This is a genomic window from Stenotrophomonas sp. PvP093 (assembly GCF_017876915.1).
Lineage (GTDB): Bacteria > Pseudomonadota > Gammaproteobacteria > Xanthomonadales > Xanthomonadaceae > Stenotrophomonas > Stenotrophomonas muris.
In genome coordinates, this window is record NZ_JAGIOX010000004.1 from 2,442,098 (window position 1) to 2,467,062 (window position 24,965).

The window sequence follows — 24,965 nt, forward strand, 5'->3', positions numbered from 1 at the left end:
GTGCGCCGGTTCTGGGCCAATCTGCTGGGCAACCAGCTGGTCTGGCTGTGCGCCGTGGCCGGCGCCGGGCGCGGCTGGCAATGGCCGGCGCTGCTGGCAGCGTCGCTCTACATCGGCAGCCAGCTGCTGACCTCGTCGCAACCTCGGCTGGATCTTCGGCTGATGCTGTTGGCGCTGGCCTGCGCGTGGCTGGTCGACGCCAGTGCCGCCGCCAGCGGCACCGTACGCTACGCCGCGGCCCCGCTGGGCTGGACGCCACCCCTTTGGATCATGGCGTTGTGGGCCGCGTTTGCGATGACGCTGACCACTTCGATGCGCTCCCTGCTTCGCCACCCTGCCCTGCCAGCCGCGTTCGGCCTGCTGCTGGCCCCGCTGGCCTATCTCTCCGCAGCGCGCGGTTTCGATGCGGTTCGATTCACTACGCCGCTGTGGCAGGGCCTGCTGGTACTGGGGGTGGGCTGGAGCATCGCGCTTTCGCTGCTGTGCATGGCCGCTCGTCGCGGCTCCCGCACCATCCCGCCGCCCTTGGCCGGAGCGCCGTCATGATCAATCTGGTGTGGGTACTGCTGTATGCCGTGCTGGTGATGAGCTGGGGCTGGGCCTGGCAGCGGCGCCACCGCAACATCGGCGTGGTCGATGTGCTCTGGGCCAAGGGCGTGGGTGCTTCGGCCCTGTTGCTGGCGTGGCTCGGCGATGGTGCGGCGGCGCCACGCATTGCACTGGGCGTGCTCGGTGGCCTGTGGGGCAGCCGACTGGCACTGCACCTGTGGCATCGGGTCCGCCATGAACAGGAAGACGGTCGCTACCGTTATCTGCGCGAGTACTGGCAAGGGCATCAAGCCAAGATCTTCGGCTTCTTCATCGCCCAGGCACTGCTGGTCGTGCTGTTCGCCCTGCCCTTCGTCGCGGTGGCTGCCAATCCACAGACCAGCATGACGTTGTGGGTCGTGGCCGCCGCACTCGTCTGGCTGCTGAGCGTCGGCGGCGAGAGCCTGGCCGACCATCAGCTGGCCCGGTTCCGCGCGGATCCTGCAAACCAGGGTCGCACCTGCCGCGACGGGCTCTGGCGTTACTCCCGCCACCCGAACTACTTCTTCGAGTGGCTGCACTGGTTCAGCTATGTCCTGCTCGCGGTCGGCTCGCCGCTGTGGTGGCTGGCGTGGTCCGGCCCGCTGCTGATGTATGTGTTCCTGCGCTACCTGAGCGGCATTCCATTCACCGAAAAGCAGGCGCTGCGCAGCCGCGGCGACGATTACCGCGCCTACCAGCGCAGCACGCCGATGTTCTTCCCCTGGTTCCCTCGTCCTTCCAAGGAGCATTCCGCATGAGCGCGATTCCGTCACTGACCCCGGCCGACGACGCGGAAACCGGGCTGATCGCCTGGGCCGAACGCGGCCTGGTTCCCGATGCCGCGCTGCGCGCCGGCATCCGTCGCCTGTGCGCGCAACGCCTGCACGAGGAAATGCTGGGCGGTATCGAAGCACAGTCCGCACGCTTCGGCCGTCGCATCGCCGAGCTGGCCGACAGCCCGCTCGCGCTGCATACCGACGCGGCCAACCGCCAGCACTATGAGGTTCCGGCGGCCTTCTTCCAGGCCTGCCTGGGCAGGCGCCTGAAGTACAGCAGCTGCTACTACGCCACCGGGCGCGAAACGCTGGACCAGGCGGAGGACGCCATGCTGGAGCTGTACGGCCAGCGCGCCGGACTGGCCGATGGCCAGCAGATCCTCGAACTGGGCTGCGGCTGGGGTTCGCTGACCCTGTGGATGGCCGAGCGCTATCCCACCGCCGCGATCACCGCCGTGTCCAATTCGCACAGCCAGCGCCAGCACATCATGGCGCAGTGCCAGGCCCGGGGGCTGCACAACGTCGAGGTGATCACCCGCGACGTCAACCAGCTCGAGCTGCCAACCGCACGCTTCGACCGCTGCGTCTCGGTGGAAATGTTCGAGCATGTGCGCAACTACGAGCGCCTGCTGGCGCGCATCAGCCAGTGGCTGAAGCCCGACGGCGCGCTGTTCGTGCACATCTTCGCCCACCGCACGCTGATGTACCCGTTCGAGACCGAGGGCGGCGACAACTGGATGGGCCGCCATTTCTTCACTGGTGGCCTGATGCCGGCGGCCGACACGCTGCTGCATTTCCAGCGCGACCTGCGGCTTGACCAGCGCTGGTTGCTGGACGGCACCCACTACCAGCGCACGGCCGACCACTGGCTGGCCAACCAGGATGCAGCACGCGAGGCGGTGATGCCGGTGCTGGTCGCGACCTACGGCCAGGCCGCCGCGAAGATCTGGTGGCAGCGCTGGCGCATGTTCTGGATGGCATGCGCCGAGCTGTTCGGCTACGACGACGGCCAGCAGTGGCTGGTCGCCCACTATCTGTTCCGCCCCCGTTGAGGTGTGACATGCGCATGCGCTCGCTGCTTCCCCTGCTGGCATTGAGCCTGTTTGGTTCCGGCTGCAGCTCCACCGATACCCGTCCCCTGCCCCGCCCGCCCTCAGTGGACGTGCCACGCTTCATGGGCGACTGGTATGTGATCGCCCACATCCCCTCATGGCCGGAGCGCAAAGCTTTCGATGCGGTGGAGAGCTACGCATTGAAGCCCGACGGGCGCATCCAGACCACCTTCACCTATCGCAAGGGCAGCTTCGACGCCCCCCAGAAGTCGATGCACCCTGTGGGACGGGTCGAGAAGGACGGCAACGGCGCCCTCTGGGGCATGCAGTTCATCTGGCCGATCCAGGCCGAGTATGTGATTGCCTGGCTGCGCGATGACTACGGCCAGACCATCGTCGCGCGCAGCAAGCGCGACTACGTGTGGTACATGGCACGCACGCCACAGGTGTCCGAGAGCGACTACCAGCAGGCCGTGCAGCGCATCGCGGCCATGGGTTACGACACCGCAAAGCTGAGGCGCGTGCCGCAGTCGGTGCGCTGAGCCATCGGTCATCCACGCAGCGCCTGCTGACGGCAGGGCGTGTCGACATCTGCTTGCGCCGGATGTCGCATTCATCACCGCTGCCGCATTGTTCATCCGGCACGCGCGCAGCCGCTGCCGGACCCGTGCGTACAGCGACGCCGCCCCTGCCCTGCCTGCAGTAGCTGGCGCCGGGGCCGCGAACACTCAAGACTCGACCGCGGCGGCCGCTAATGGCCAATACAGGGCTGTGCGCGCCGGTCACAATGGCCGACGAAGGGTGCATTCCGGTCGTGGCCGATTTCACAATGGAAGGAACAGGCAGTTGAAGGAAGAACGACGCAACGCGTTGCAGGCCAGTCATCGCGCGATCCTCAGCTTCTGGCACAGGGTTGAGTTCTTCATACCCTACGATCTGCAGGGCCAGGTCCTTGAGTCGAAGGACGCGGACTGGAGCGTACGGCAGCTGTCCAGGGATCAGCTCGAGCGATTGGACCCGAAGGATCTGTGGTCCCCACCCCTGCCATTCGGTCGCAGGCTGAGCGGATTCGATGTCTACCTCGGCATATTCGACAAAGCCCAGCTGGCCGATATCACCCAGCGGGTACTGCCTGAGACGCCAAGCGGAGACGAGTCGCTGGAACAGGACGAACGGGCCGAACTGGAAGGCCTGACCTGCGCGGCCAGCCTGCGGGCAAGCGCCGAGGGCGTGCTGCAGCTGGGTGAAATCTCGGTATCGACCGTTCCGTGGGCACTGGGCACGATCTCCAGGCGTGGCTTGCAGGGCCTGGACTTCGACGCCTTCCAGGCAAGCCTTGAAGCACTCAAGCGCGACGTAGCAACGTTCCGCAGCGCCGCTGCCACCCCCGCCGGACAGGGTGAGGGCCCAACGCCCTGCAGCCCCGACGACCTGTTGCGCCTGCTCGACATCCTGTGCAACTGGTCGGGTCATGACCCTTCCGCGGGCGACGCGTCCGCTCCGCTGCTGGTCATCCGGGCGAAAAGCGTTGAAGACAAGCCGAAGCCGGAACGGGCAGCAAAAGCCACACCCCCAGGGCCGGACAACGAGCCAACGGCGGAAGTGGACGACGCCGAGGACGACGAGGCCCAGCCCGAAGAGGACGCGGAGATCAGCATCCTCAACAGTTTCTTCGTCGAGGATATCGCGCGGGCCATCGGCGCACTCGACCAGGGCAAGGCCAGTGCACCGCTACGCGCCTATCTGAGCCCATTGCCTGAAAGCCGACGCGAAGACCTTTACACCCCAGAAGGCCATGCGCTGATTGCCGACCGGCTGCGCCCGCGCCACATCAATCGGGGCCACTGGCCCGGCGATCCTGCACACACGATGAGCCTGATGCAGCAGTTCGCTGTGAACAGCATCTTCGAGCAGGTGCGCGATTCAGGCATCTTCTCGGTCAATGGCCCGCCCGGAACCGGGAAGACCACGCTGTTGCGTGAGGTCTTCGCTGAGAACATCGTGCGGCGTGCACGTGCATTGTCACAGTACGCAACGCCAGCCGCTGCGCTCGGCCCAGCCCGCGAAGTGAACTTCGAAGGTGAGAAGCCGTGCAGGGTCTCGCCACTGAAGGCCGACCTGACCGGCTTCGAGATGGTGGTCGCATCGTCGAACAATGCCGCCGTGGAGAATATTTCGCGTGACCTGCCGAAGAGCCGGTCACTGGGCAAGCCCGGAGGGTCGCGCTGGCGCAACAGCACAGGGGACGTGACCTTCGACTACCTGCGGCCACTGGCCCGCAACCTGCTCGAATGGAACGGCAGGGGCGCCTATGAACGACCGGCGGCAGACAGCGATGCCTGGGGGTTGATCAGCTGCGCGCTGGGCAGGAAGGCCAACCGCGAGGCACTTGTGCGGGCCATCAGCAGGAGCGCCCCAAAAGATGGCAAAACCCCGAAGGGCTACGACCGCGCCCGCCACCAGTCGCTCTGGGAGTGGCGGGACAACCCAGCAGCCATGAGCTTCCAGCAGGCCAGGCAGGCGTTCGGCAAGGCCGATGCGATCGTCAATGGCCTGGTCGAAAAGCTGGATCGGCTTGCCTCGCTCAGCCGTGAAATCAGCGGCAACGATGAGGAGAGCTTCTGCCGGCAAACGACTTCTCAGCTTCGCGATGCACAGCGCGCGCATGAGGAAGCTGCACAGCAGTGCCGTGCACTCGAGAGCCAGCGCAGCAGATCCGATGAACAGCTCGCCCTGCTCAAGGCGCAACGCATCCTGCTCAGGGAAGAGAAGCCTGGCTGGTGGGCCCGCATCTTCGACCGGCAGCGCGCGCACAGCCATGCGGCCGCAATGGTGCAGAACGCAGATCATCAGCACCGATGGACCCAGCGCGGGCTCGAACTCGGCACGCAATGTGATACGGCGCAACAGCACCTGGGCCAAACCGCGAGCACCTTGGCCGAGGCATCGGCCGCCGCGCAGGCACGGGCGCAGCAATGGGCTGGAATGACGCAACAGCTCGAACAACTGAAAGCCGAATTCGGCACCGCGTCCCATCCCGCCAACGCGGCCGAACTGGAAGGTCAGGACTGGCAGATCAAGGGAGTCTGGAACAGCGAGCAGCTCAACGAGCAGCGCGCCAATCTCTTCGTGGCGGCACTGCAGCTTCACCAGGCCTGGCTGCACGAAGTGGTGCAGAAGGGCGGCGGCTTCGCCCAGAACGTCATTGCACTGTGCCACCTGCTGAGTGGCAAGCGGCTGCAGGAGCCACGCGATGCGCTGGCCATCTGGCAGAGCCTGTTCATGATCGTGCCGGTTGTCTCCAGCACGTTCGCCTCGGTCGCACGCCAGTTCCGACATCTGGGGCCGGACTCGATCGGCTGGCTGTTCATCGATGAAGCTGGCCAGGCCGTGCCGCAGGCGGCAGTCGGTGCACTGCTGCGCTCCAGGCGCGCGGTCGTGGTGGGTGATCCGCTGCAGATCGAGCCGGTGTTCACCGTGCCGGTCAAACTGCTTCAGGCGCTGGGCCGAACCAGCGCACTGCCCGCAGGCGTGAACGTCTCGCCCGACAAGACCTCCGTACAGGTACTGGCCGACGAGGCCAACCCGCTCGGTGCCCGCATGGAGTCCGGCGGCTCGCCGCTCTGGATCGGCAGTCCGCTGCGCGTGCATCGTCGCTGCGTCGAACCGATGTTCTCCATTGCCAACACGATTGCCTACGAGGGGAAGATGATCTTCTCCAACCCCTGGGAACCCAGTGCGGCGCGGCCACCCGCCGACAGCCTGGACATCGGCAGCAGCGCCTGGGTACACGCCCCCGGCCGCACCAGCGACAAGCAGGTCGTGCCGTGCCAGATCGACCTGGTGCAGCAGGCGTTGGCCGCGCTCTACCACAGCACCGGAAGCCTTCCCCCGGTCTACATCATTTCGCCCTTCAAGCGCATCAAGGATGCCCTGCTCGAGCGACTGCGGAGCCAGGACGCCTGGCTTGGCCCGGATGCCCCACCCGGCACGCAGGCGCCACGCACCACCGAACTGCGCACGTGGTGCAGGGAGCGCGTCGGCACCGTGCACACCTTCCAGGGCAAGGAGGAAAGCATTGTCTGGATGGTCCTGGGCTGCGACACGGACACGGTGGGCGCGGCGCACTGGGCCTCCAGCAAGCCCAATCTGCTCAACGTCGCCGTCACCCGTGCCCAGCACCGCTGCTTCCTGATCGGAGACACCGCACTCTGGGGCGGCCTGCGCCACTTCTCAGACGCCCATGCCAAACAGTTGCCCCGCATCACCCCGGCGCAGTTCCTGGGTCGCATGTCGATCCCCCGCGTGCAGACTCGATAGCCCTGCCCTGACGGCGTCAACGACTCAGGTCAGGGGCGCAGGGTCACGCCAGCGTGACGCGTCACATTAATGGTTCCGGCAGCCACGACGGGACGCCTGCAGCACCCCATCCATTTACGTCACGAATGCGTAAGCCCCGGCCGATCAACTGCATCCATCGATCTTTAGGAATAGTCGTAAAAACGCAACGAATTCGATGTTCGACGCGACAGCGGCGCCAGAATGGCGGCCACGCCCATGGGCGCCGACCACCTCCCGCGCATGAATGGATTTCCTGCACCGCGTCGGCTTCGCCTGGCGCTCCTGGACGATCACGAAGTCGTCCGTCGCGGCACCGCCCTGCACCTGTCAGGCGATCTCCGCTTCGACATCGTCGCCAGCCACGGTTGCAGCAACGAACTGCTCTGCAGCCTGCAACGCACACCGGTAGATGTGGCCATCATCGATCTCACGCTTGCCCGTGACGACCTGGGTAGCCTCGAGCTGGTTGCGCTGCTGCGCCGGGAATTTCCGCGCACGCAATTGCTGGCCTTCGCCACGCTCTGCCCCACCACCAACCTCAACAGCCTGATCGATGCCGGACTCCACGGATTCGTCAGCAAGGCCGAACCGCTTGCTGCATTGTCCGACGCCATCGTACGTGTTTCCCAGGGCCTGACCCGGGTTCCACCGGACGTCAGGCTGGCCGGCGACCGCGGCGAGCTCAGCCGCAACGAGCGCGAAGTACTCGGGCTGCTGTTGGAAGGCTTGACGGTCTCCGAGATCGCATTGCGGCGGCACCGCAGCATCAAGACTGTCAGCACGCAGAAGGTGGCTGTGCTGCGCAAGCTGGGATTGCGCAGCGACGTGGAAATCTACGCACTGCGCGAACGACTGGAGACACCGTGAGGCGCCAGCCGCCGTTGCGCCGCCGCTTCCTGTCCACGGGGCTGCTGGCGCTCCTTCTCCTGCCGGCTGCCTCGGCCGAAGATATCCGCTCGCCACGCTGGCTGCCGGGCAGCACTGTACGGGTCGCCACGACTCCCTCCCTGCGCCCCCTGCCCGCGGCCCTGGCCGATCCGTCATCACCGCCAACGCTCGCCCATGGCTATGCCAACCTGGTGGCGCGGCACGCCCAATTCCGTTTCCTGGAACACCCCTACCCGACAACCGCCGCATCGATCCTCGCTGTATGCCATCACGAGGCTGACCTGGTCATGGTGTTTGGCGGCGCAAGGCACCAGGCGCTGCCCTGCCCCGGCCTTGCCGCGTCCACCCCGTTCCGTGGCGGCGCCACCCTGTTGGCCGGACGCGCCGGCGAGTGGCTGCCACGGGAGATGCGCGAACTCGACGGCCGGGTCATCGCCGTCGTTGAAGGCGGGCCCTACGCCAGCTGGCTGCACGCGCATCACCCGCAGGTCCGGCTGCGGCAGCTGCCAGACCGGCATGCAGCACTGGCGGCAGTCGAAGCCGGCCTGGCGGACGTGGCGATTGGCCTGGAGCCCACGCTGCGCCCCCTGGTTCGACGCCATTTCAATGGCAGCCTGCGCTTGCAGCCGTTCGATAGCGGCTTCTCCACCGACCTTTACCTGCTGGTTCGCCGGGAAGACCAGCAACTGCTTGGGCGCATCGAACAGGCATTGCGGGAGATCACTCTGGAAGAGCACGCAGGCCTGCTCCACTTGTGGGCAGGCCAGACCCTGCCTGCCGCGGCCGGGAATGCACTGGACTGGATGCAGGCGTCGCCCCCGCGCGGATGGTTGCTGCTGGCCCCACTGCTGATTGCCCTGCCGCTGCTGTGGCTCGCAATGCGCCACCTGCGGGCGCGCGGTGACCGAAGCAGCGCGCATGCCATCGGCGTGATCAGCCACGAGATGCGCAACTCGGCGCAGGCCGTGCTGACCTCGATCGAGCTGCTGGGGCAATCGACATTGCCCAAGGGCGAGCGTGACCTGCTCGCCGCTGCCAGCAGCGCCAGCCAATCCCTGCGCAGCCTGTTGAATCGCGCACTGGATTTTTCGCGCCTTGCGAGCGGCGCTTTCAAGCCGCATGCGCAACCCTGCGATGCAACCCAGCTGTGCCGGCAGGCTCTGGAGGCGATCCGGCCACAGGCCCAGCGGAAAGGCCTGCAGCTGCATCTCGATGCCCAGGGCGCATCCCCGTCGAACATCCTGGTGGACGCCGATGCGCTACGCCAGATTGCCAGCAATCTGTTGGCGAACGCAGTGAAGTTCAGCGATTCCGGCCGCATCGAGCTGCGCCTGCAACTGATGCCGGCGGCGCATCCGCGGGCGCTGCTGCTGGAGGTGATCGACAGCGGCATCGGCATCGCGCCGGCGCAGGTAGCCACCCTGTTCCAGCCTTTCCAGCAAGGCAGCAGCGGACAGCGGCGTGGCGGCAGTGGCCTGGGGCTTTCCATCGCGCGCGAGCTGGCCCGCGCAATGGGCGGCGACCTCACCGTGCACAGCGTGCTGGGCCGTGGCAGTCGCTTCATCCTGCGCCTGCCGGTGTGCCCGGCTGGCACCGGCGTGGATGCCCAGGACATGCCCGTGGGCGATACGCCACTGGCCGGACTGCACCTGCTGCTGGTCGAGGACCACGAGCTCAATCGCCACGTGATCGCCGAACAGCTGCGGCGCTGGGGCGCAGAAGTGTGCGCCGTGAAAGATGCGGCCAGTGCCCTGGCCGAACAGGCACGACAGCCCCGCTCCGTTGCTCTGATCGACATTGGGTTGCCTGGCGCCGATGGTCACGTGCTGGCGCGCGAGCTGCGCGGGTCTGCCGGGCGCGGCGTTCGCCTGATCGCATTGTCTGCCCGCACCGGACGGCGTCATCGCGCACGCTGCCACCGCTCGGGCTTCGACGCAGTGCTGGCCAAGCCGCTGCGCGCCGCCCAGCTGCTGCCTGCGCTCGGCATTGCGCGACCAGAGGGCCAGGGCGCAGCCGCGCAGACGATTGACATGGACGCGGCCTACATCGCCGACATCCACGATGAGCTCGGCAACATGGAGCGGGTGATTGATCGAGCGGATGCATCGGCACTGGGCCATCACGCGCACCGATTGCAGGGCACGCTGCAGATGCTTGGCCAATGCGAGCATGCGGCCATCGCGGCGGAGCTGGTCGACCTGGCGCATGACGCCGCGCCGGACTGGGCCGATGCGCGGCGCCTGCTGGACGTACTGAAGGCCGGACAGGGCTCCCGCCCAGCGGGAACCCTGCCAATGCCTTGATCAGGCGGCCAGGCGCTCGACCTGGCGACGGGTCAGGTCATTGAAGCGACCCAGCGACATCAGGTGCTGGTGGATCAGTGCCAGCCAGCCGCTGCGGTGCCACTCGACCACGGTGGCTTCCGGCAGCGCAACGAACTTCTCGACGTCCACCACCAGGAAGCCATTGAGGTTGAACTCGCGGCCATCCGGGGTACGCACGGTGGCGTTGCGCTCGACCAGCAGGCCGTTGTCGGTCAGGGCCTTGGAGAAGGCCAGGGTCTGTTCGTGCTCGCGGGTGTACTGGCCGCAGAACTCCAGCGCCTGCTGCACCATTTCGGTGGCCTTGCCGTCAACGAACAGCGGCTGGCCTTCCTCGCCGCCCTTGACCACGCGCGGGCTTTCTTCGTCGATGCCCAGCAGGAAGTCATTCTCCGCGCCGGTGTCGATGAAGATGAAGGGGTGGCGGCGCAGGTAGGCCGGAATATAGGCCTCGTCTTCCCACAGGCCGTCCTTGATGAACAGGTTCTGGTCGGACACGCCGACGGCAGCCATCGGAACCGCACCGGGGCCGGCGAACAGGATCGGGAAATGATGCAGCGCCAGCGAGAACTCGCCCAGCACCAGCGGAATGGCGTTGTTGCCGGCGGCGAACTCGAGCTTGCCCGGCAGGATGCGCAGATCGGCGTGCACATCGGCCTGCAGCGGCACCGGACGGGTATAGAACAGGGGAGCGCCGCTCGGCGCCGCTTCGGTGGTGGTGTCGCTGGTGGTGGTCATCTTGGGAACCGTTCGATCATGCGCGCCTGCCATCCCGGGCACGCCAGCGGGAACAACCTGAATCCCGCATTATCAACAAGCTCGATGACAACGGCCACCCCGCCAGCGAACTATTTCAGCTGCAGGGGGTAGCGCTGCCAGAGCACGTGGACCAGGAACCCGGCCAGTTCGGTGTCGCGCGCGCTCACCGCTGCACGGATCTTGTCCAGCAGCACCATGTCGCTGCAGGAGCGCACATCGGCGTGGTTGGCCTGCCCTGCCCGGCGCGCACGATAGCGTGCGGCCCGCTGCGCATCGCTCATCGCATACCCGAACTTGGGCGGACGACCGCGCTTGCGCGGCAGGGTCAGCTCCAGGGTTCCGGGGTCTTTGTCATCACGCATGAGAGGGGTGCGGGCGGCGGCGAGCAACGGGGGGTGCGCAATTTATCGTGAGGCATCACTTTAATCCAGCTTTTTCTGCAGTTTTGTTGCATCGCAATGCAAAAGAACGCATCGCGAGGGCCCCATCCACGCATGGTCTGGATCTAGTGCAGCGCTCGCGACCCGATCACCCGGTAGATCCACGCCATGCATGGATGCGGAAACCCGAACCCACAAAAAAGGGAGCCCGCGAACGGGCTCCCCTCACCTTCTTCATGCAGCGCGCACCGGCTCGTAGCCATGCAGGTGCGCCTCGCTGCTGGCCCGCCCCTGGCTGAGGGAAGGTCTGAACAACTCCGCTGCTGCAGGCGACAATAGCGCACCAGATTGGGGTGACGATCGATGCAGCTGACGTTCGGTGATGCCGAGACCCTGGGCCAGCGCAAGCGCACGCGGCGGGAGATCTTCCTGGCCGAGATGGAGCAGGTGGTGCCGTGGCAGGCGCTGCTGGCGCTGATCGAGCCGCACTACCCGAAGCTGGGCCGTCCCGGCCGCCAGCCGTACCCGCTGGCGACGATGCTGCGCATCCATTTCCTGCAGCAGTGGTACGCGCTCAGCGACCCGGCGATGGAAGAGGCCTTGTACGACACGCCGGTGATGCGCCGGTTCGCGCGGTTGGGCGGCGTGGACGCGATTCCCGACGAGACCACGATCCTCCACTTCCGCCGGTTGCTGGAAACCCACGGCCTGGCCGGGCGGATCTTCGAGCGGGTGAATGCGCATCTGGCGCGCAAGGGCCTGAGCCTGCACGCGGGCACGATCGTGGACGCGACGATCATCGCCGCGCCGAGCTCGACGAAGAACGCCGAAGGCAAGCGCGATCCGGAAATGTGCCAGACGAAGAAGGGCAACCAGTGGCACTTCGGCATGAAGGCGCACATCGGCGTCGATGATGAATCCGGCCTGGTGCACCACGTCGAGTGCACGGCGGCGAACGTGGCCGACGTGACCCGGGTACACAGGCTGCTGCACGGCCGGGAAGACACGATCTGTGGCGACAGCGGCTATACCGGTGCCGACAAGCGTGAAGAGTTGAAGGATGTGGAGGCCGGCTTCCTGATCGCGGAGAAGCCGTCGAAGTTGCGGGCGATGAAGAACCCGCGCGAGCGGCGTTACACCGAGCGCTGGGAGCGGTACAAGGCGAGCCTGCGCGCGAAGGTCGAGCATCCGTTCCGGGTGATCAAGCGCCAGTTCGGCTACACGAAGGTGCGCTACCGCGGCCTGGCGAAGAACGCGGCGCAGGTGCTGACGCTGTTCGCGCTGTCGAACCTGTGGATGGCGCGCCGGCGCCTGTTGCCGGCGATGGGGGTGGTGCGCCTGTAAGGCGGGAAAACCCGCCAGAAACCGCCTGAAAGGGCGGGAAATTGATCAAATCGACGCTGGTCCGGCGCTCTGACGCTGAAATCCAAGTGTCAGAGTGCGTTGTTCAGACCCTCCCTGAGCGAACGCAGCGAGGTGGTATAGCCCACCAGCTGCGCCAGCGGTGCGAAGCCACTGACCTCGGCGCGACCATCCTGATCGTCGATGCGGGCAATGCGACCATGGCGGCGGTTGAGGTCGCCGACCACATCACCCACCGACGCTGACGGCGAATGCACCGTCACCGCCATCACCGGCTCCAGCAGCTGCGTGCCGCCTTCGGCCAGCGCCGCCTTGATCGCCTCGGCGCCTGCGCGATGGAACGCCATCTCCGAGGAGTCCTTGGCATGGGTCTGGCCATCGACAAGACTGACCTCGATGCCGACCACCGGATGGCCCTGGGGGCCTTCTGACAGCGCAGCACGCACACCTCTCTCCACCGCCGCGATGAAGCTGCGCGGCACCACGCCACCGACGATGCGGTCGTTGAATACGACCTGGTCGTCCTCGCGCGGCGATACATCCAGCACCACGTGCGCGAACTGGCCCTGGCCGCCGGTCTGCTTGACCAGCCGCCCGACGACGCCGGTCATCGCACGCATCGGCGTCTCCTGGTAGGCCACGCGCGGCGCACCTACGCCTACGTCGACCTTCCATTCGCTGCGCAGGCGCTCGACCATCACCTCCAGGTGCAGTTCGCCCATGCCCCAGACCAGGGTCTCCGCCGTGTCGCGATCGGTTTCGACGCGGAACGAGGGATCTTCCTGGGCCAGGCTGGCCAAACCCTGTGCCATCCGGATCAGGTCGGCCGCACGCGCCGGCTCCAACCGCCACGCCAGCACCGGTGCCTGTGCCTGGATGTTCTCCAGGCGCAGCGGCTGCGCACGACCGCTCAGCGTTTCACCACTGACCGCATCCTTCCAGCCCAGCACTGCAACGATGTCACCGGCCACGGCCTGTTCGATGTCGTGGGTCTGGTCGGCCTGCACCCGCACCAGGCGACTGACACGCCGCCCCTGCGGATGCTGCGAACTGGCCACCGCATCACCCACCTTCAAGGTGCCCGAGTACAGCCGCACGAAGCTCAACGCGCCGTGCTGCTGGTGGGTGATCTTGAACAGCAGGCCGGCCAGCGGACCGTCCGGGTCCGGCGGCAGCACGACCTCGCCCTCATCGCTTTCGGCGCTGACGGCAGGGCGATCCAGCGGCGACGGCAGGTAATCGACCACGGCGTCCAGCAGCGTCTCGATACCCTTGTCCTTGAACGCAGCACCGGCCAGCACGGGCACGCCCGCACCCGCCAGCGTCGCCCGGCGGATCGCCGCGCGCAGCTGCCCGGCATCGATCACGCGACCTTCCAGCCAGGCATCGGCCAGTTGCTCATCGTGATCGGCCACGGCCTCGACCAGCGCATCGCGTTGGGCTTGCCACTGGGCCCGCGCCGCTTGGTCCCACGGGGTCACCGTGGTTGCGGCACCATCCTGCCACTGCAGCACGCGCTCATCGACCAGATCGACCCAGCCGTTGAAGCCACTTTCGCTGCCCAACGGCACGCCCAGCGCCCACGGCCGCGCCCGCAGTTTGTCCTGCAGCTGCTCCAGCACGCGCTCGAACGAAGCGCCGACGCGGTCCATCTTGTTGACGAAAGCGATCAGCGGCACGCGGTGGCGACGCGCCTGGCGCCACACGGTTTCGGACTGCGGCTGCACGCCATCCACGGCCGAGAACACGGCCACGGCGCCGTCGAGCACGCGCAGTGAACGCTCGACCTCGATGGCGAAGTCGATGTGGCCGGGGGTGTCGATCAGGGTCAGCCGATGCGGCGGCAGGTCGCGCGGCGCCCACTGCGCCTGCACGGCGGCAGCGCCGATGGTGATGCCGCGTTCGCGTTCGATCGCCGAGAAATCGGTGGTCGCGTTGCCGTCGTGCACTTCACCGACGCGGTGGATCTCGCCGCTTTTCCACAGCAGGCGTTCGGTCAGCGTGGTCTTGCCGGCGTCGATGTGGGCAATGATGCCAAGGTTGCGACGACGGGAAAGGGTCTGGGTGTTCATAAAGAGGTTCCTGCAAGGCCAACTTCAGGGGCCGCGCACCCCGGTTGGCGACAGGGTGCGCGGCTAGCGTTCGGTCTCGGCGATCTGGTGCATGGCACGTTCTCCTTTGCAGTACTGGGTAGCGTCGACTGGGTAGAGTCGACTGTTAGTCGACTAACAAAAACAAAAAGAGCGCCCCGGGGGGCGCTCTGTCGAAGGTCCAGCGATGGCCGCTTCAACGGCCTCGTGGGGCTCCAGGCAGACACGCCCGTTCCGCGTTGGCGCGGGTCAGGGTGAAAAACTTCAGGAGCGGCATCCGGTTCATGGGGCGCATTCTAGACCTGCCAATCTGGCGCGCAAGTGAATATTGCAAACATAAATGGAACGATGAGGCCGACAATGATCGGGGTCAGATTCCTTTGCCCCTGGGCAAAGGGATCTGCCTCCTCTCAGCCCTTACTTGCAGCCGTGCAGCGTGCGCGCCTCGGCCACGGTCGCCGCCTGGTCATCCCCCATCGAAACCCAACCCTTCAGCGACGTCGCCGGGTCAATGTGCGGCAGCCGCGGGCCACCATGGATCAGCACCTCGGTCCAGCTCCCCACCGGCGCCAGTTCGGACAGGCGTGCCGCCTGGTCATCCTCGGTGCTGAACGTGTCGTCCGGGCTCGCCGGGGGCGTCGTGTTCACGGTCTCGGTCTTGCGGGAATGCACACGCAGCGCGCCGCCCGGCATGCGCTGGGTGGTGACGTCGTAGCGCTCGATACCGTACGCCCAATGGCTTTCGCCAATGCTGCGGGTCTCGCTTCCGTCATCCGCCACAGCCACCATCTCGCCCGCCGGCCCGACCACGCCCGCGACAGCACCCAGGCCGGACATCAGCGCCTGGTAGACGATCATCTGCCGCTGCTCGGTGCTCAACGCACCGGCCTTGAGCTTGGCAGGGGGAATCTGCAGGTATGCCGCCTCCTTGCAAAGCACCAGCACCTGCTGGTCATCCCAACTCACGGACATTTCCTCGCTGGCGAAGTACTGCGTCCGGATGGACGCAACAGGAGAACCCGCGCCAGCGGAATGCCGTATCTCGATCAGCGAGGCATTCTCCGCCGCATCGGTCAGCGAAACCGGAGAGGTGGAAGCCGCAGTCGCAGCGCCTGCGAAGCCAACCAACACGGCCAGCAGCGTGCCGCGCGAAATGCTACAGATCATTGCATCAGTCCATTGAGGGAATACCGGTCAGACATGATACGCGGCGACGGCAGCAGATCCGGACTACGTCACCACCACCAACGGCACCCCGCGCCGCGGATGCTCCAGCACCACCACATCCTGCTGATAGACCCGCTGCAGGTTGTCTTCGGTGAGCACCTGCAGCGGCGTGCCATCGGCGGCCACCCTGCCCTGTTTCAGCAACACGATGCGGTCGGCATAGCCGGCGGCCAGGTTCAGATCGTGCAGCACCACGATCACGCACGCACCGGCTTCGGCACAGGCACGCACACTGCGCAACGTACGCTCCTGGTGGCGCAGATCCAGCGCCGCGGTCGGTTCATCAAGCAACAGCAGCGGCGTGTCCTGCGCCAGCACGCGCGCGAACGTGGTCCGGGCGGACTCGCCACCGGACAGCTGCTGCACTTCGCGCAGGCGTAGCGCCTGCAGTTCGGCGGCATCGATGGCAGCTTCCACCCGTGCATCGTCCACACGCGGATCCGGCGGATGCGGCAACCGTCCCATCGCCACCACTTCTTCCACGCTGAAGGCGAAGCGCACGCCATGTTCCTGCGGCATCACCGCGCGCTCGCGTGCCAGCGGCCCGGCCTTGTAGCTGGCCAGCGGTTTGTCCAACAGGCTCACCTCGCCCGCATCGGCGCGCAGGTCACCGGCCGCCACCGCCAGCAACGTAGACTTGCCCGCGCCGTTCGGGCCAACCAGCGCGGTCACCGTGCCCGGTTCGAACGCCAGCGAGATGCCATGCAGGATCTCGCGCTGCTGGCGGCGCACCACCACCTGGTGCAGTTTCAGCAGCACGCTCATGGCGCCGCCTTGCGGCGCTGCTGCAGCACCAGCCAGAGGAAGAACGGAGCACCCAGCGCGGCCGAGAACAGGCCCAGCGGAATCTCCGCGGGTGGATCGAGCGTGCGCGCGGCGGTGTCGGCCACCACGATCAGCAGCGCACCGAGCAGCCCGGACAACGGCAGCAGCCAGCGATGACCCGGGCCGACCAGCAGTCGCGCCACGTGCGGCACCACCAGGCCGACGAAGCTGATCGAGCCCGCGAACGCCACCGCTGCGCCCACCAGCAGCGCACTGAACGCGACCAGGCGACGCCGCGTACGGGTCACGTCCAGCCCCAGGTGCTGCGCTTGGCGCTCACCCAGCGCCAGCATGTCCAGCGGCGTGGCCAGTCGCTGCAGCGCAAACACGCCGAGCGCAAACAGCGGCACCACCGCGGCCACGTCGGCCCAGTTGGCGCGCGCCAGCGAGCCCATCTGCCAGAACACCAGCGACTGCAGCTCGCTTTCGCTGGCGATGTAAGTAAGGAAACCAATCAGCGCCGAGCAGAACGCGGCCATCGCGATGCCGACCAGCAGCAGCGTGGCATTCCCACTGCCTTTGCCGGGCCGGGCCAGCGCATAGGTCAGGCCGATCGCCAGCGCGCCGCCGACGAAGGCTGCCACCGGCACCAGCCAGCCGGCCGCACCGGCAGCGCCGAGAACAATGGCAGCCACCGCACCCAGCGCAGCACCCTGGCTGACACCGACGATGCCGGGGTCGGCCAGCGGATTGCCAAACAGGCCCTGCAGGCTGGCACCGGCCATCGCCAGCGACGCACCGACCATCGCGCCCAACAGGGCGCGCGGAATGCGCAGCTGCCAGACCACGGCCAGATCACGGCTGCTGACTGCCCCTGGGTCAAGCAGGCCCAGCTTCACCGCAAGCGCCTGCATCACCTCCAGCGGCGGCAACCGCAACGGACCCACGGCGAACGACGCCAGCACTGCCCCCAGCAGCGCCAGCAACGCCACCATCAACATCGTCCGCCCGCGACGGCGGCGCCGATCCGCCGGACTCATGCCTTCGGCAAGGCTGCCAGGGCCTTGGCCAGCGCCAGCGCGCCCGCACCAGAACCCACGCTGGTGTACTTCAGCTGCACATCCGGCATCACCCAGACCCGATTGGACTGCCCGGCCGGCGTCTGCTTCAGCGTCGGGTACGCCTTCCACAGGCCTTCGGCACCGCCGAACAGCCGCAGGTCATGCTCGGTCACCAGGATCACCTCCGGTGCCGCGGCGACCACCCCCTCGTTGCTCAGCTGCGAGTAGTTCTTCACCCCGGCCTCGGTGCCGATGTTGATGCCGCCGGCCAGCGCGATCAGCTGCGCTGACGCGCTGTCGGCACCGGCGACAGTGGGCGAGCCGCCAGCGCCGGTGGCCGATACGTGGATCAGTCGTGGCGCATGGCCCAGGCCCTTGCCAATCGCTGCAGCCTCGTCGAGCTGGCGCTGCACCTGCGTGGCCAGTGTTTGCCCCGCTTCGGCCAGCCCTAGTGCGGCGGCGACCTTGCGCACCTTGTCCGGCGCCGGCTGCAGATCATCGATGACCACCGCCGGCTCACCGACTTCGCGCAGCTTTTTGGCCAGCTCGGTGTGGCGGCGCAGGCTGTTGCCGAGGAACAGCGAGCCCTGCAGGCTCAGCACGCCCTCCACGCCGGTGGTGCGGTTGAACAGGAACTGGTGCGGCGCGGCCAGGCCGGCCTGGGTGGTGGTGTTGGTCGGCGCGGCGAATACCTGCGTGCCCAGCCCCAGTGCTTCGATCACCGCGATGACGTCGTCGCCACCGGCAATGATCCGGCTGGTATCGGTCACCTCGATATCGGCGCCGTCATCGGAATGCACCTTGGCCGGCAGCATCGCCTTCTGGTCATGCATGGCCGGCAGCTCGGCACCGGCCACGCGCTGCCAGCCTGCCGGCAACGCGGTTTCGGCAGCGGCCGGTGCGGCGGGCGGCTCGGCGGCCTTCTGGCCATCAGGCGGTGTCGACGCGCCGCCACAGGCGGCCAGTACCAGCGAAACAGCCAACGGAAGCGCACACAGGCGCAGACGGGACGCGATGTTCATGCTCGTTCTCCTTGCTGGCAGGGCGGCGCGCACGCCGCCCCACCGTGTGACTTACTGCTTCGGGGTGATGCGGGTGATGCGGTCACCCTTCGGGTCCTCAGCGCCGCGCGACTTGTTCACCGCGAACACGTTGCCCTTGCCATCGGCGCGGACGTGGTTCGGCAGCGTGCCGCCATCAAGATTGGCGACCACCTTGCCGTCACCATTCACCACGGTGACCGTGCCAGCGCCACGGTTGCTGACATAGGCCAGGCCGGAAGCATCATCGAAGGCGACGTTCAGCGCACCGGCGCCGACCGGCACGTCATGCAGCACCTTGCCGGCAGCCACGTCGACGATCAGCAGGTTGTCGGTGCCCTGCGAGGCGACGTACAGGCGGTTGCGTGCCGCATCGAAGGCCACGCCCGAGGCACTGATCGAATTACCCAGATCGATGACCTTCTCGACCTTGCCGCTGGCCACATCGATCACCGCCGCTTCCGGGGTGCCGATGCTGACGGTGAACAGCTTGCCGCCCTTCTCGTCCAGCACCAGGCTCATCGGGGTGAACGTGCCGTCGTCCACGCCGGATTCCAGCGTCACTGCCGGCAGCTCCTTGAAGGTCCTGGCGTCGAACACCGACAGGTGGTCCTCGCCCGTGGCCGAGGCGAACACCTTGCCGCGGGTGCCATCGACCACCACGTCGCGCGTGTGCGGCACAGTGTCGGCCGGGAACTGGTGGACCAGCGACAGGTCCTTCTGCCGGTAGACCGCGATCGAGTTCTGGCGGGTGTTGGTCACCCAGACATTGCCGTTGGTGTCATCCACGCCCACGCCGTAGACCGCGTACACCGCACCATTGGTGCTGCCCGGCACCTGCGCCGGGGTGATCGCCCTGGTCACCTTCAGCGACGTCGGGTCCAGCTTCAGCAGCTGCGACTGGGTCACCGGCGGGCGACCCACCGCCGAGGTCACGAACACTGCGTTGCTGGCGGCACTGTAGGCGGACTGGTACAGGCCCGGCACCAGCTTGCTGGACCGGGTGGCGAACTGCGCCTGGCCGGACAGCGGCAACTGCGGCGACACGCGCAGCTTCAGCACCGTGGCCGCAGCCGGCTGGCTGGCGCGCACCACCACCGGGTGGGTGCCCGGCACCGCGTCGGCCGGAATGCTCAGCTGGGTCTTGAAGTTGCCATCGGCATCGACCACCACCGGCTGTGCGTTGAGCACGCTGTCGCCACGCAGCAGGCTGACCTTCTGGCCCGGCACGAAACCACGGCCGACCACGTCGGCGGTGCTGCCGGGAACCACGTTCTCACCGCGTGAGACGACCTCACCCTTGAAGGTGGCGTTGGCCGGCTGGTCGAACACCGGCTGCGCGGTGGCGGTCACTGCCAGCAGCAGGCCGGCAGCGAGAGAGGTAAGACGGAGAGACGGACGGAACGACATGGCAGGCTCCTTGCACACGTAGGCCGCGCCACGTGGCGCGGGGGTCATCGGTTGCCTGGGCCGCTGCACGTCGGCAGCCTCGCCTGGGTAGTGGGGTCGCACGGCAGCGCGTGCGAAGGGATTCATTCGGCGGCGTTGTCACCGCCATTGGGCGCGCCATCGCCGGCGCTGCGATCGGTCACGCCGTACAGCTCATGCAGCGCCGCATGGAAGGACGCCGGCAGCATCGGGCCGTGGCCAAGGCCGGGGAACTCGCGGTACTGCACGCTCAGGCCCGGCACCTTGCCCAAGCGCTCGGACAGCTGCATCGCCGCATCCGGGGTGGCGCCACCGATGCGGCGCAGGTGCGCGACCACGCGCGGATTGTTCATGTCGCGCTTGCCGCGATCACCGACACGCTCGGCACCGCCCAGCATCAGCCAGAGCCTTGCCGGTTGGCCGTGCACGTTCTGCACGAACTGTTGTTCCGGATCCCCCAGCGCCGCACCCTGGCTCCACCACAGCGACGGGCTGGCGGCCAGATAGGACTGGAAGGCGGCCGGACGCGTGTACAGCGCATTGAGCACGAACAATCCACCCAGCGAGTGGCCCCACAGCGCTTGCTGCTGCGTATCGATGCGTGCGCGACGCTCCACTTCCGGCTTGATGCGGCGTTCGATCACATCCAGGAAGGCCGCAGCACCACCGCCGACCGCCTGGGTCGTACCGCTCTCATCGTCGGCACGGTCGATCCATGCGGTGTAGTCGCGGGTGCGCGCCTTGGAATCGATGCGCAGGTCGTTGTCGTAGCCGATCAGCACCAGCACCGGTGGCGCCTTGCGCGCGGCCAGCTCGGCCAGTAACGGCTGATCCAGGACCATGGCGACGGCGTTGCCGTCCAGCGCGTAGAGCACCGGGGATGGCGTCTTGCCGGCCTTGGCCGGAATCGCCAGGTTCACCCGCCAGCGGCGTTGCTGGTCGGGACTGTCCACCACGAAATGCTCGAAGCGATAGCTGGCCGCCGGCTCGTCGAGTACGGTGTGGCCGATTTTCTGCAGCGGGTTGCGCTGCTGTGCATGGGCATATGGGGTGGCCAGGAGCAGACCCATCATCAAGGCGGCCAAGCCGCGGGCCAGCGGACCACGGCGCGAAGGCGGAACAAAGTGCTTCATCAGCGGCGGCAGAAGCGGCCCAGGGCCGCCGGTTCACAAGGGACCGCAGTCTACCTTAAACGCGAATGATTATCACATCGATCAAACGTCACGCTGTGTATCACGCGCGCGCATGCCCGGGTTGCGCAAGGGGCAGCAATTCCCCTATTTTGCCGCCCATCGGGGCATTGGATCGCCCCGCTTCCAGCGCAGCCATGGATGGCGGGCACTTGCCGCCATCCGGGTCGCGTTCATCTGCACACAACCGGCATGGGATTGGATCCCATGATTGTGAGACTCCCTTGAAGCACACCACCCTGATCGCCCTCTCCCTCGGCCTGCTTGCGCCGCTGGCCGCCCATGCCGCACAGGACCTGCCAACGCTCTACCAGGCCTTTGAAGAAGCCGGCAATTCGTCACTGGGCATGGACCAACTCAACCAGACGGTGACATTCACTGCCGTAGCCCTGAGCGTTTCCAGCAACCTGGCGGGCGAGCCGCTGATCGAGGCCGGCGACGACCAGGGCAATGTCCTGGCGCGGCTGACCAGCGACGACGAACAGCAGGCGGCCAAGCTGGGCGCACTGGAAGAAGGCGCGACGTTCACCGCCAGCTGCACGCTGCAGTTCAGTTCCGGCACGGACTACCTGTCCTTCGGCGACTGCACCATCAAGTAAAGACGAAGCCGGCGAAATGCCGGCTTCTTTTCTTTGCCTCTTGTGGAGTCGAGCCATGCCCGACTCGCGGAATGTCACGGCCCCGAAGGCACCGGACCATAAGCATTTTCCTGCGGCGTGCCCGGCAGCAGCGCGAATACGAAGATCACCAGGCCGCCGAACGGAACGAAGGCCAGCAGGTACATCCAGCCCGACTGGTTGCAGTCGTGCAGGCGGCGCACGGTGACGGCGATGACCGGCACGAACGTGGCCAGCCAGAACACGACAAACAGGATGATCGACGCGATGCCCAGGACGTCGGACTGCATCACCAGCCCGGCAACGAGCGGCACCATCAGGACGGCGGAGACGATCAGCATGAACAGCTGGAACATCCAGTACTCACGACGGTTGGCACGCCCCTCGAACTGGGCGTAGCGCTTCAACGGCAGAATCATTTCCTGCACGGCATCAATCCTTGAAAAAGTGGCCGCGCAGTGTGCCAAAGACCGCCGCCGGGAACAATGTGGAGCCGAGCCATGCTCGGCTGCCATTGGCCCTGTAGAGCCGAGCCCATGCTCGGCTGCCGTTGGCCCTGTAGAGCCGAGCCCATGCTCGGCTGCCATTGGCCCTGTAGAGCCGAGCCCATGCTCGGCTGCCGTTGCCGCAGGCGCTGCTGGCCCGGTCCAGAGCGGAGTCGAGCGCGGCTCGACGCTACATAAACCGGGTCAGCGACCCTTTGCCGCCCTCGCCGCTTCGCGCTCGGCACGCAGCCGGTCCAGCTTTTCCTTCAGCTTGATTTCCAGGCCACGCGGCACCGGGTTGTAGTACACCCGTTCGCCCATCGCATCCGGGAAACCCGTCTGGTCCAGCGCGATGCCACCCTCGGCGTCATGGTCGTACTGGTACTCGGCGCCGTAGCCGAGCTCCTTCATCAGCTTGGTCGGTGCATTGCGCAGGTGCAGCGGCACTTCTTCGGTACCACTCTCGCGCACGTCGGCCTTGGCCTGGTTGAAGGCGGCATAGCCGGCGTTCGACTTGGCGGTGCTGGCCAGGTAGAGCACCAGCTGGGCGAACGCCAGCTCGCCTTCCGGGCTGCCCAGCCGCTCGTAGATGTCCCAGGCTTCCAGCGCCATGCTCTGCGCGCGCGGATCGGCCAGGCCGATATCCTCGATGGCCATGCGGGTCAGCCGGCGCGCCAGGTAGGACGGGTCGCAGCCACCATCGAGCATGCGGGTCAGCCAGTACAGCGCGGCATCCGGGTTGGAGCTGCGTACCGACTTGTGCAGCGCCGAGATCTGGTCGTAGAACTGCTCGCCGCCATTGTCGAAGCGACGGGTGCGATCGGCCAGCACCTGGGCCAGGGTCTGCGGCGTGATGCGCCCCCCCTCCCCGCCCGCCAGTTCCGCGGCGATCTCCAACAGGGTCAGCGCACGGCGCACGTCGCCATCGGCGGCGGTGGCGATTTCCAGCAGCAGTTCGGGGGCGACCTCGATACCCTCTTCGCCCAGGCCGCGTTCGCGATCACCCAGCGCACGTTCCAGCGCCTCGACGATGTCGGTGGGCGAAACGCCTTCCAGCACATGCACGCGGCAACGCGACAGCAGCGCCGAGTTCAGCTCGAACGACGGATTCTCGGTGGTGGCGCCGACGAACAGGATCGTGCCGCGCTCGATGTGCGGCAGGAATGCGTCCTGCTGCGCCTTGTTGAAACGATGCACTTCGTCCACGAACAGCACGGTGCGCCGGCCCTCCGCGAAGCGTTGCGCGGCTTCGGCCAGCACCTGGCGCACCTCCGGCAGCCCGGACATCACGGCAGAGATGGCACGGAATTCCGCATCGGCGTACTCGGCCAGCAGCAGCGCCAGCGTGGTCTTGCCGCAGCCCGGCGGCCCCCACAGGATCATTGAATGCACGCGACCGGATTCAACCGCGCGACGCAGCGCGCTGTCCGGCGCCAGCAGGCGCTTCTGCCCAACCATTTCGTCGAGAGTGCGCGGACGCATGCGCTCGGCCAGCGGGCGCAGGTGTTCCCGATGGACGCTCAGCAGATCGGGACCAGGGAAGGAAGTTGAACGATGTCTTGCCACCCGGTCATTGTACCGCGCCGCCCAACGGTAGCGCCGGGCCGTGCCCGGCGGCGGGACGCGATGTCTGGTAGTGCCGGCCGCTGGCCGGCAGATCAAAAGCATGTCAACCAAGGTTGACACCCACCAAGGCGGTCCCGGTTGAAACCCACCAGAGCAGAAAGCGCCGGGCCATGCCGGCGATCAGGCCGCACGGGTGGTAGTGCCGGCCGCTGGCCGGCAGATCAAGAGCGTGTCAACCAAGGTTGACACCCACCATGACGGTGCCGGTTGACACCCGCCAGAGCAGACAGCACCGAACCCTGCCCGGCAGATCAGGCCACAGGATCGGTAGTGCCGGCCGCTGGCCGGCAGATCAAAAGCGTGTCAACCAAGGTTGACACCCACCAAAGCGCCTCCGCCCACAGGTCAATTACCGATGACGTCGGTACCCTTCGGCGGGGTGAAGCTGAAGGTGCCGGCCGCGAAGCCCGGGTTGCGCTTCCAGCCACTGAAGCTGATCACGGTGCGCTGGCCGACGGCGTCGGTGATTTCCATCTTGGCCAGGCCCTGGGCATTGAAGCCCAGCGCGGCATACTGGAAGCTGGCTTCGGTCTCGCGCTTCGGCGACAGCGACAGCCACTGCAGGCCGTCGCGCTGCGCAGCCTCTTCACTGACGTCGTACTGCTGTTCCAGCAGTGCCGGGTTGATCAGCGCGGTCAGCGGGCTGTTCTGCTCTTCCTTGCCCTGCTCGCGCACGGTGGCCTGCTCCAGGTCCGGTTCGTACATCCAGACCTTCTTGCCGTCGGCCACGATCAACTGCTCGTGCGGGCGCACGTATTCCCAGCGGAACAGGCGCGGCGCCGACAGGGCCACGCGGCCACTGGTCGATTCCTTCACCTTGCCGCGACTGTCGAACACCTGCTGGCTGAACTGGCCATCCAGGCCCTTCAGGCCACTGGTGAAGGTCTTCAGGTCATCGCGGGCGCCTGCCCAGGCGCTGCCGGCGGCGGCGCAGGCCACGGCCAGGGTGGTGGTGGCAAGGAAACGACGGAAGCGGAAGTTCATGCG

Annotated in this window: 21 protein-coding genes; 9 read left to right on the forward strand and 12 right to left on the reverse strand. The window is 66.9% G+C overall.

Annotated features, from left to right (window positions below; all coding sequences use genetic code 11):
- The 7 genes from J3A72_RS13825 to J3A72_RS13855 all read left to right on the forward strand — a co-directional run bounded on the left by J3A72_RS13825 (position 1) and on the right by J3A72_RS13855 (position 9,930).
- On the forward strand, positions 1-546 hold the full coding sequence (locus J3A72_RS13825; protein ID WP_075075971.1) for a DUF2878 domain-containing protein: 546 nt from the start codon (positions 1-3) through the stop codon (positions 544-546).
- Positions 543-1,328: a DUF1295 domain-containing protein gene (locus J3A72_RS13830; RefSeq protein ID WP_075075972.1), complete on the forward strand. Its 786-nt coding sequence runs from the start codon at positions 543-545 to the stop codon at positions 1,326-1,328. Before J3A72_RS13825 ends, J3A72_RS13830 begins: the two co-directional genes overlap by 4 nt.
- Entirely contained in the window at positions 1,325-2,398 is a 1,074-nt protein-coding gene (locus tag J3A72_RS13835; protein ID WP_075075973.1) for a class I SAM-dependent methyltransferase, read from the forward strand. The genes J3A72_RS13830 and J3A72_RS13835 overlap by 4 nt, the downstream gene beginning before the upstream one ends.
- Positions 2,399-2,406: 8 nt before the next feature.
- Complete coding sequence (locus tag J3A72_RS13840) at positions 2,407-2,940, forward strand: lipocalin family protein (RefSeq protein WP_049420343.1); 534 nt, start codon at positions 2,407-2,409, stop codon at positions 2,938-2,940.
- A gap of 88 nt (positions 2,941-3,028) precedes the next feature.
- On the forward strand, positions 3,029-6,718 hold the full coding sequence (locus J3A72_RS13845; RefSeq protein ID WP_140222802.1) for an AAA domain-containing protein: 3,690 nt from the start codon (positions 3,029-3,031) through the stop codon (positions 6,716-6,718).
- Positions 6,719-6,955: 237 nt separating this feature from the next.
- Positions 6,956-7,606, forward strand: a complete 651-nt coding sequence (locus tag J3A72_RS13850; protein WP_230374552.1) for a response regulator transcription factor — start codon at positions 6,956-6,958, stop codon at positions 7,604-7,606.
- On the forward strand, positions 7,603-9,930 hold the full coding sequence (locus J3A72_RS13855) for an ATP-binding protein (RefSeq protein ID WP_080469268.1): 2,328 nt from the start codon (positions 7,603-7,605) through the stop codon (positions 9,928-9,930). Before J3A72_RS13850 ends, J3A72_RS13855 begins: the two co-directional genes overlap by 4 nt.
- Here the strand turns inward: J3A72_RS13855 and J3A72_RS13860 are convergent, their stop codons facing one another.
- Together J3A72_RS13860 and J3A72_RS13865 are read right to left on the reverse strand one after the other, a co-directional pair.
- The gene (locus J3A72_RS13860) at positions 9,931-10,686 is read right to left on the reverse strand and encodes a SapC family protein (protein ID WP_032961063.1); all 756 of its coding nucleotides are present in this window, start codon (positions 10,684-10,686) and stop codon (positions 9,931-9,933) included.
- Between the two features lie 110 nt (positions 10,687-10,796).
- On the reverse strand, positions 10,797-11,069 hold the full coding sequence (locus J3A72_RS13865; protein WP_005409616.1) for a hypothetical protein: 273 nt from the start codon (positions 11,067-11,069) through the stop codon (positions 10,797-10,799).
- Positions 11,070-11,450: 381 nt separating this feature from the next.
- On the opposite strand from J3A72_RS13865, the gene J3A72_RS13870 reads away from it, so the two are divergent.
- Positions 11,451-12,431, forward strand: coding sequence for an IS5 family transposase (locus J3A72_RS13870; RefSeq protein ID WP_075076136.1), 981 nt, complete (start codon positions 11,451-11,453; stop codon positions 12,429-12,431).
- Positions 12,432-12,520: 89 nt separating this feature from the next.
- On the opposite strand, the gene fusA is transcribed toward J3A72_RS13870, so the two are convergent.
- From fusA to J3A72_RS13905, 7 genes are all read right to left on the reverse strand, one after another.
- Entirely contained in the window at positions 12,521-14,521 is a 2,001-nt protein-coding gene (fusA, locus tag J3A72_RS13875; protein WP_209572031.1) for an elongation factor G, read from the reverse strand.
- A gap of 435 nt (positions 14,522-14,956) precedes the next feature.
- Complete coding sequence (locus tag J3A72_RS13880; protein WP_075075975.1) at positions 14,957-15,706, reverse strand: hypothetical protein; 750 nt, start codon at positions 15,704-15,706, stop codon at positions 14,957-14,959.
- Between the two features lie 63 nt (positions 15,707-15,769).
- Positions 15,770-16,531 (reverse strand): heme ABC transporter ATP-binding protein, encoded by a 762-nt coding sequence (locus tag J3A72_RS13885; RefSeq protein WP_075075976.1) that lies wholly within the window; start codon positions 16,529-16,531, stop codon positions 15,770-15,772.
- The gene (locus J3A72_RS13890; protein WP_046430486.1) at positions 16,528-17,571 is read right to left on the reverse strand and encodes an iron ABC transporter permease; all 1,044 of its coding nucleotides are present in this window, start codon (positions 17,569-17,571) and stop codon (positions 16,528-16,530) included. The genes J3A72_RS13885 and J3A72_RS13890 overlap by 4 nt, the downstream gene beginning before the upstream one ends.
- Positions 17,568-18,614: an ABC transporter substrate-binding protein gene (locus tag J3A72_RS13895; RefSeq protein ID WP_075075977.1), complete on the reverse strand. Its 1,047-nt coding sequence runs from the start codon at positions 18,612-18,614 to the stop codon at positions 17,568-17,570. The genes J3A72_RS13890 and J3A72_RS13895 overlap by 4 nt, the downstream gene beginning before the upstream one ends.
- Before the next feature lie 51 nt (positions 18,615-18,665).
- Positions 18,666-20,042, reverse strand: a complete 1,377-nt coding sequence (locus tag J3A72_RS13900) for an ATP-binding protein (protein WP_209572033.1) — start codon at positions 20,040-20,042, stop codon at positions 18,666-18,668.
- Between the two features lie 122 nt (positions 20,043-20,164).
- The gene (locus tag J3A72_RS13905) at positions 20,165-21,193 is read right to left on the reverse strand and encodes an alpha/beta hydrolase-fold protein (protein WP_075075978.1); all 1,029 of its coding nucleotides are present in this window, start codon (positions 21,191-21,193) and stop codon (positions 20,165-20,167) included.
- Positions 21,194-21,474: 281 nt separating this feature from the next.
- On the opposite strand from J3A72_RS13905, the gene J3A72_RS13910 reads away from it, so the two are divergent.
- A complete protein-coding gene (locus tag J3A72_RS13910; protein WP_014647092.1) occupies positions 21,475-21,849 on the forward strand; it encodes a hypothetical protein in 375 nt (124 codons plus the stop codon).
- A gap of 74 nt (positions 21,850-21,923) precedes the next feature.
- Here the strand turns inward: J3A72_RS13910 and J3A72_RS13915 are convergent, their stop codons facing one another.
- From J3A72_RS13915 to lolA, 3 genes are all read right to left on the reverse strand, one after another.
- Positions 21,924-22,295, reverse strand: coding sequence for a DUF805 domain-containing protein (locus tag J3A72_RS13915; RefSeq protein WP_014647091.1), 372 nt, complete (start codon positions 22,293-22,295; stop codon positions 21,924-21,926).
- A gap of 261 nt (positions 22,296-22,556) precedes the next feature.
- Complete coding sequence (locus tag J3A72_RS13920; protein ID WP_209572036.1) at positions 22,557-23,918, reverse strand: replication-associated recombination protein A; 1,362 nt, start codon at positions 23,916-23,918, stop codon at positions 22,557-22,559.
- A 405-nt stretch (positions 23,919-24,323) separates the two neighbouring features.
- Positions 24,324-24,962, reverse strand: a complete 639-nt coding sequence (gene lolA / locus J3A72_RS13925; protein ID WP_005413289.1) for an outer membrane lipoprotein chaperone LolA — start codon at positions 24,960-24,962, stop codon at positions 24,324-24,326.
- Positions 24,963-24,965: the final 3 nt, after the last annotated feature.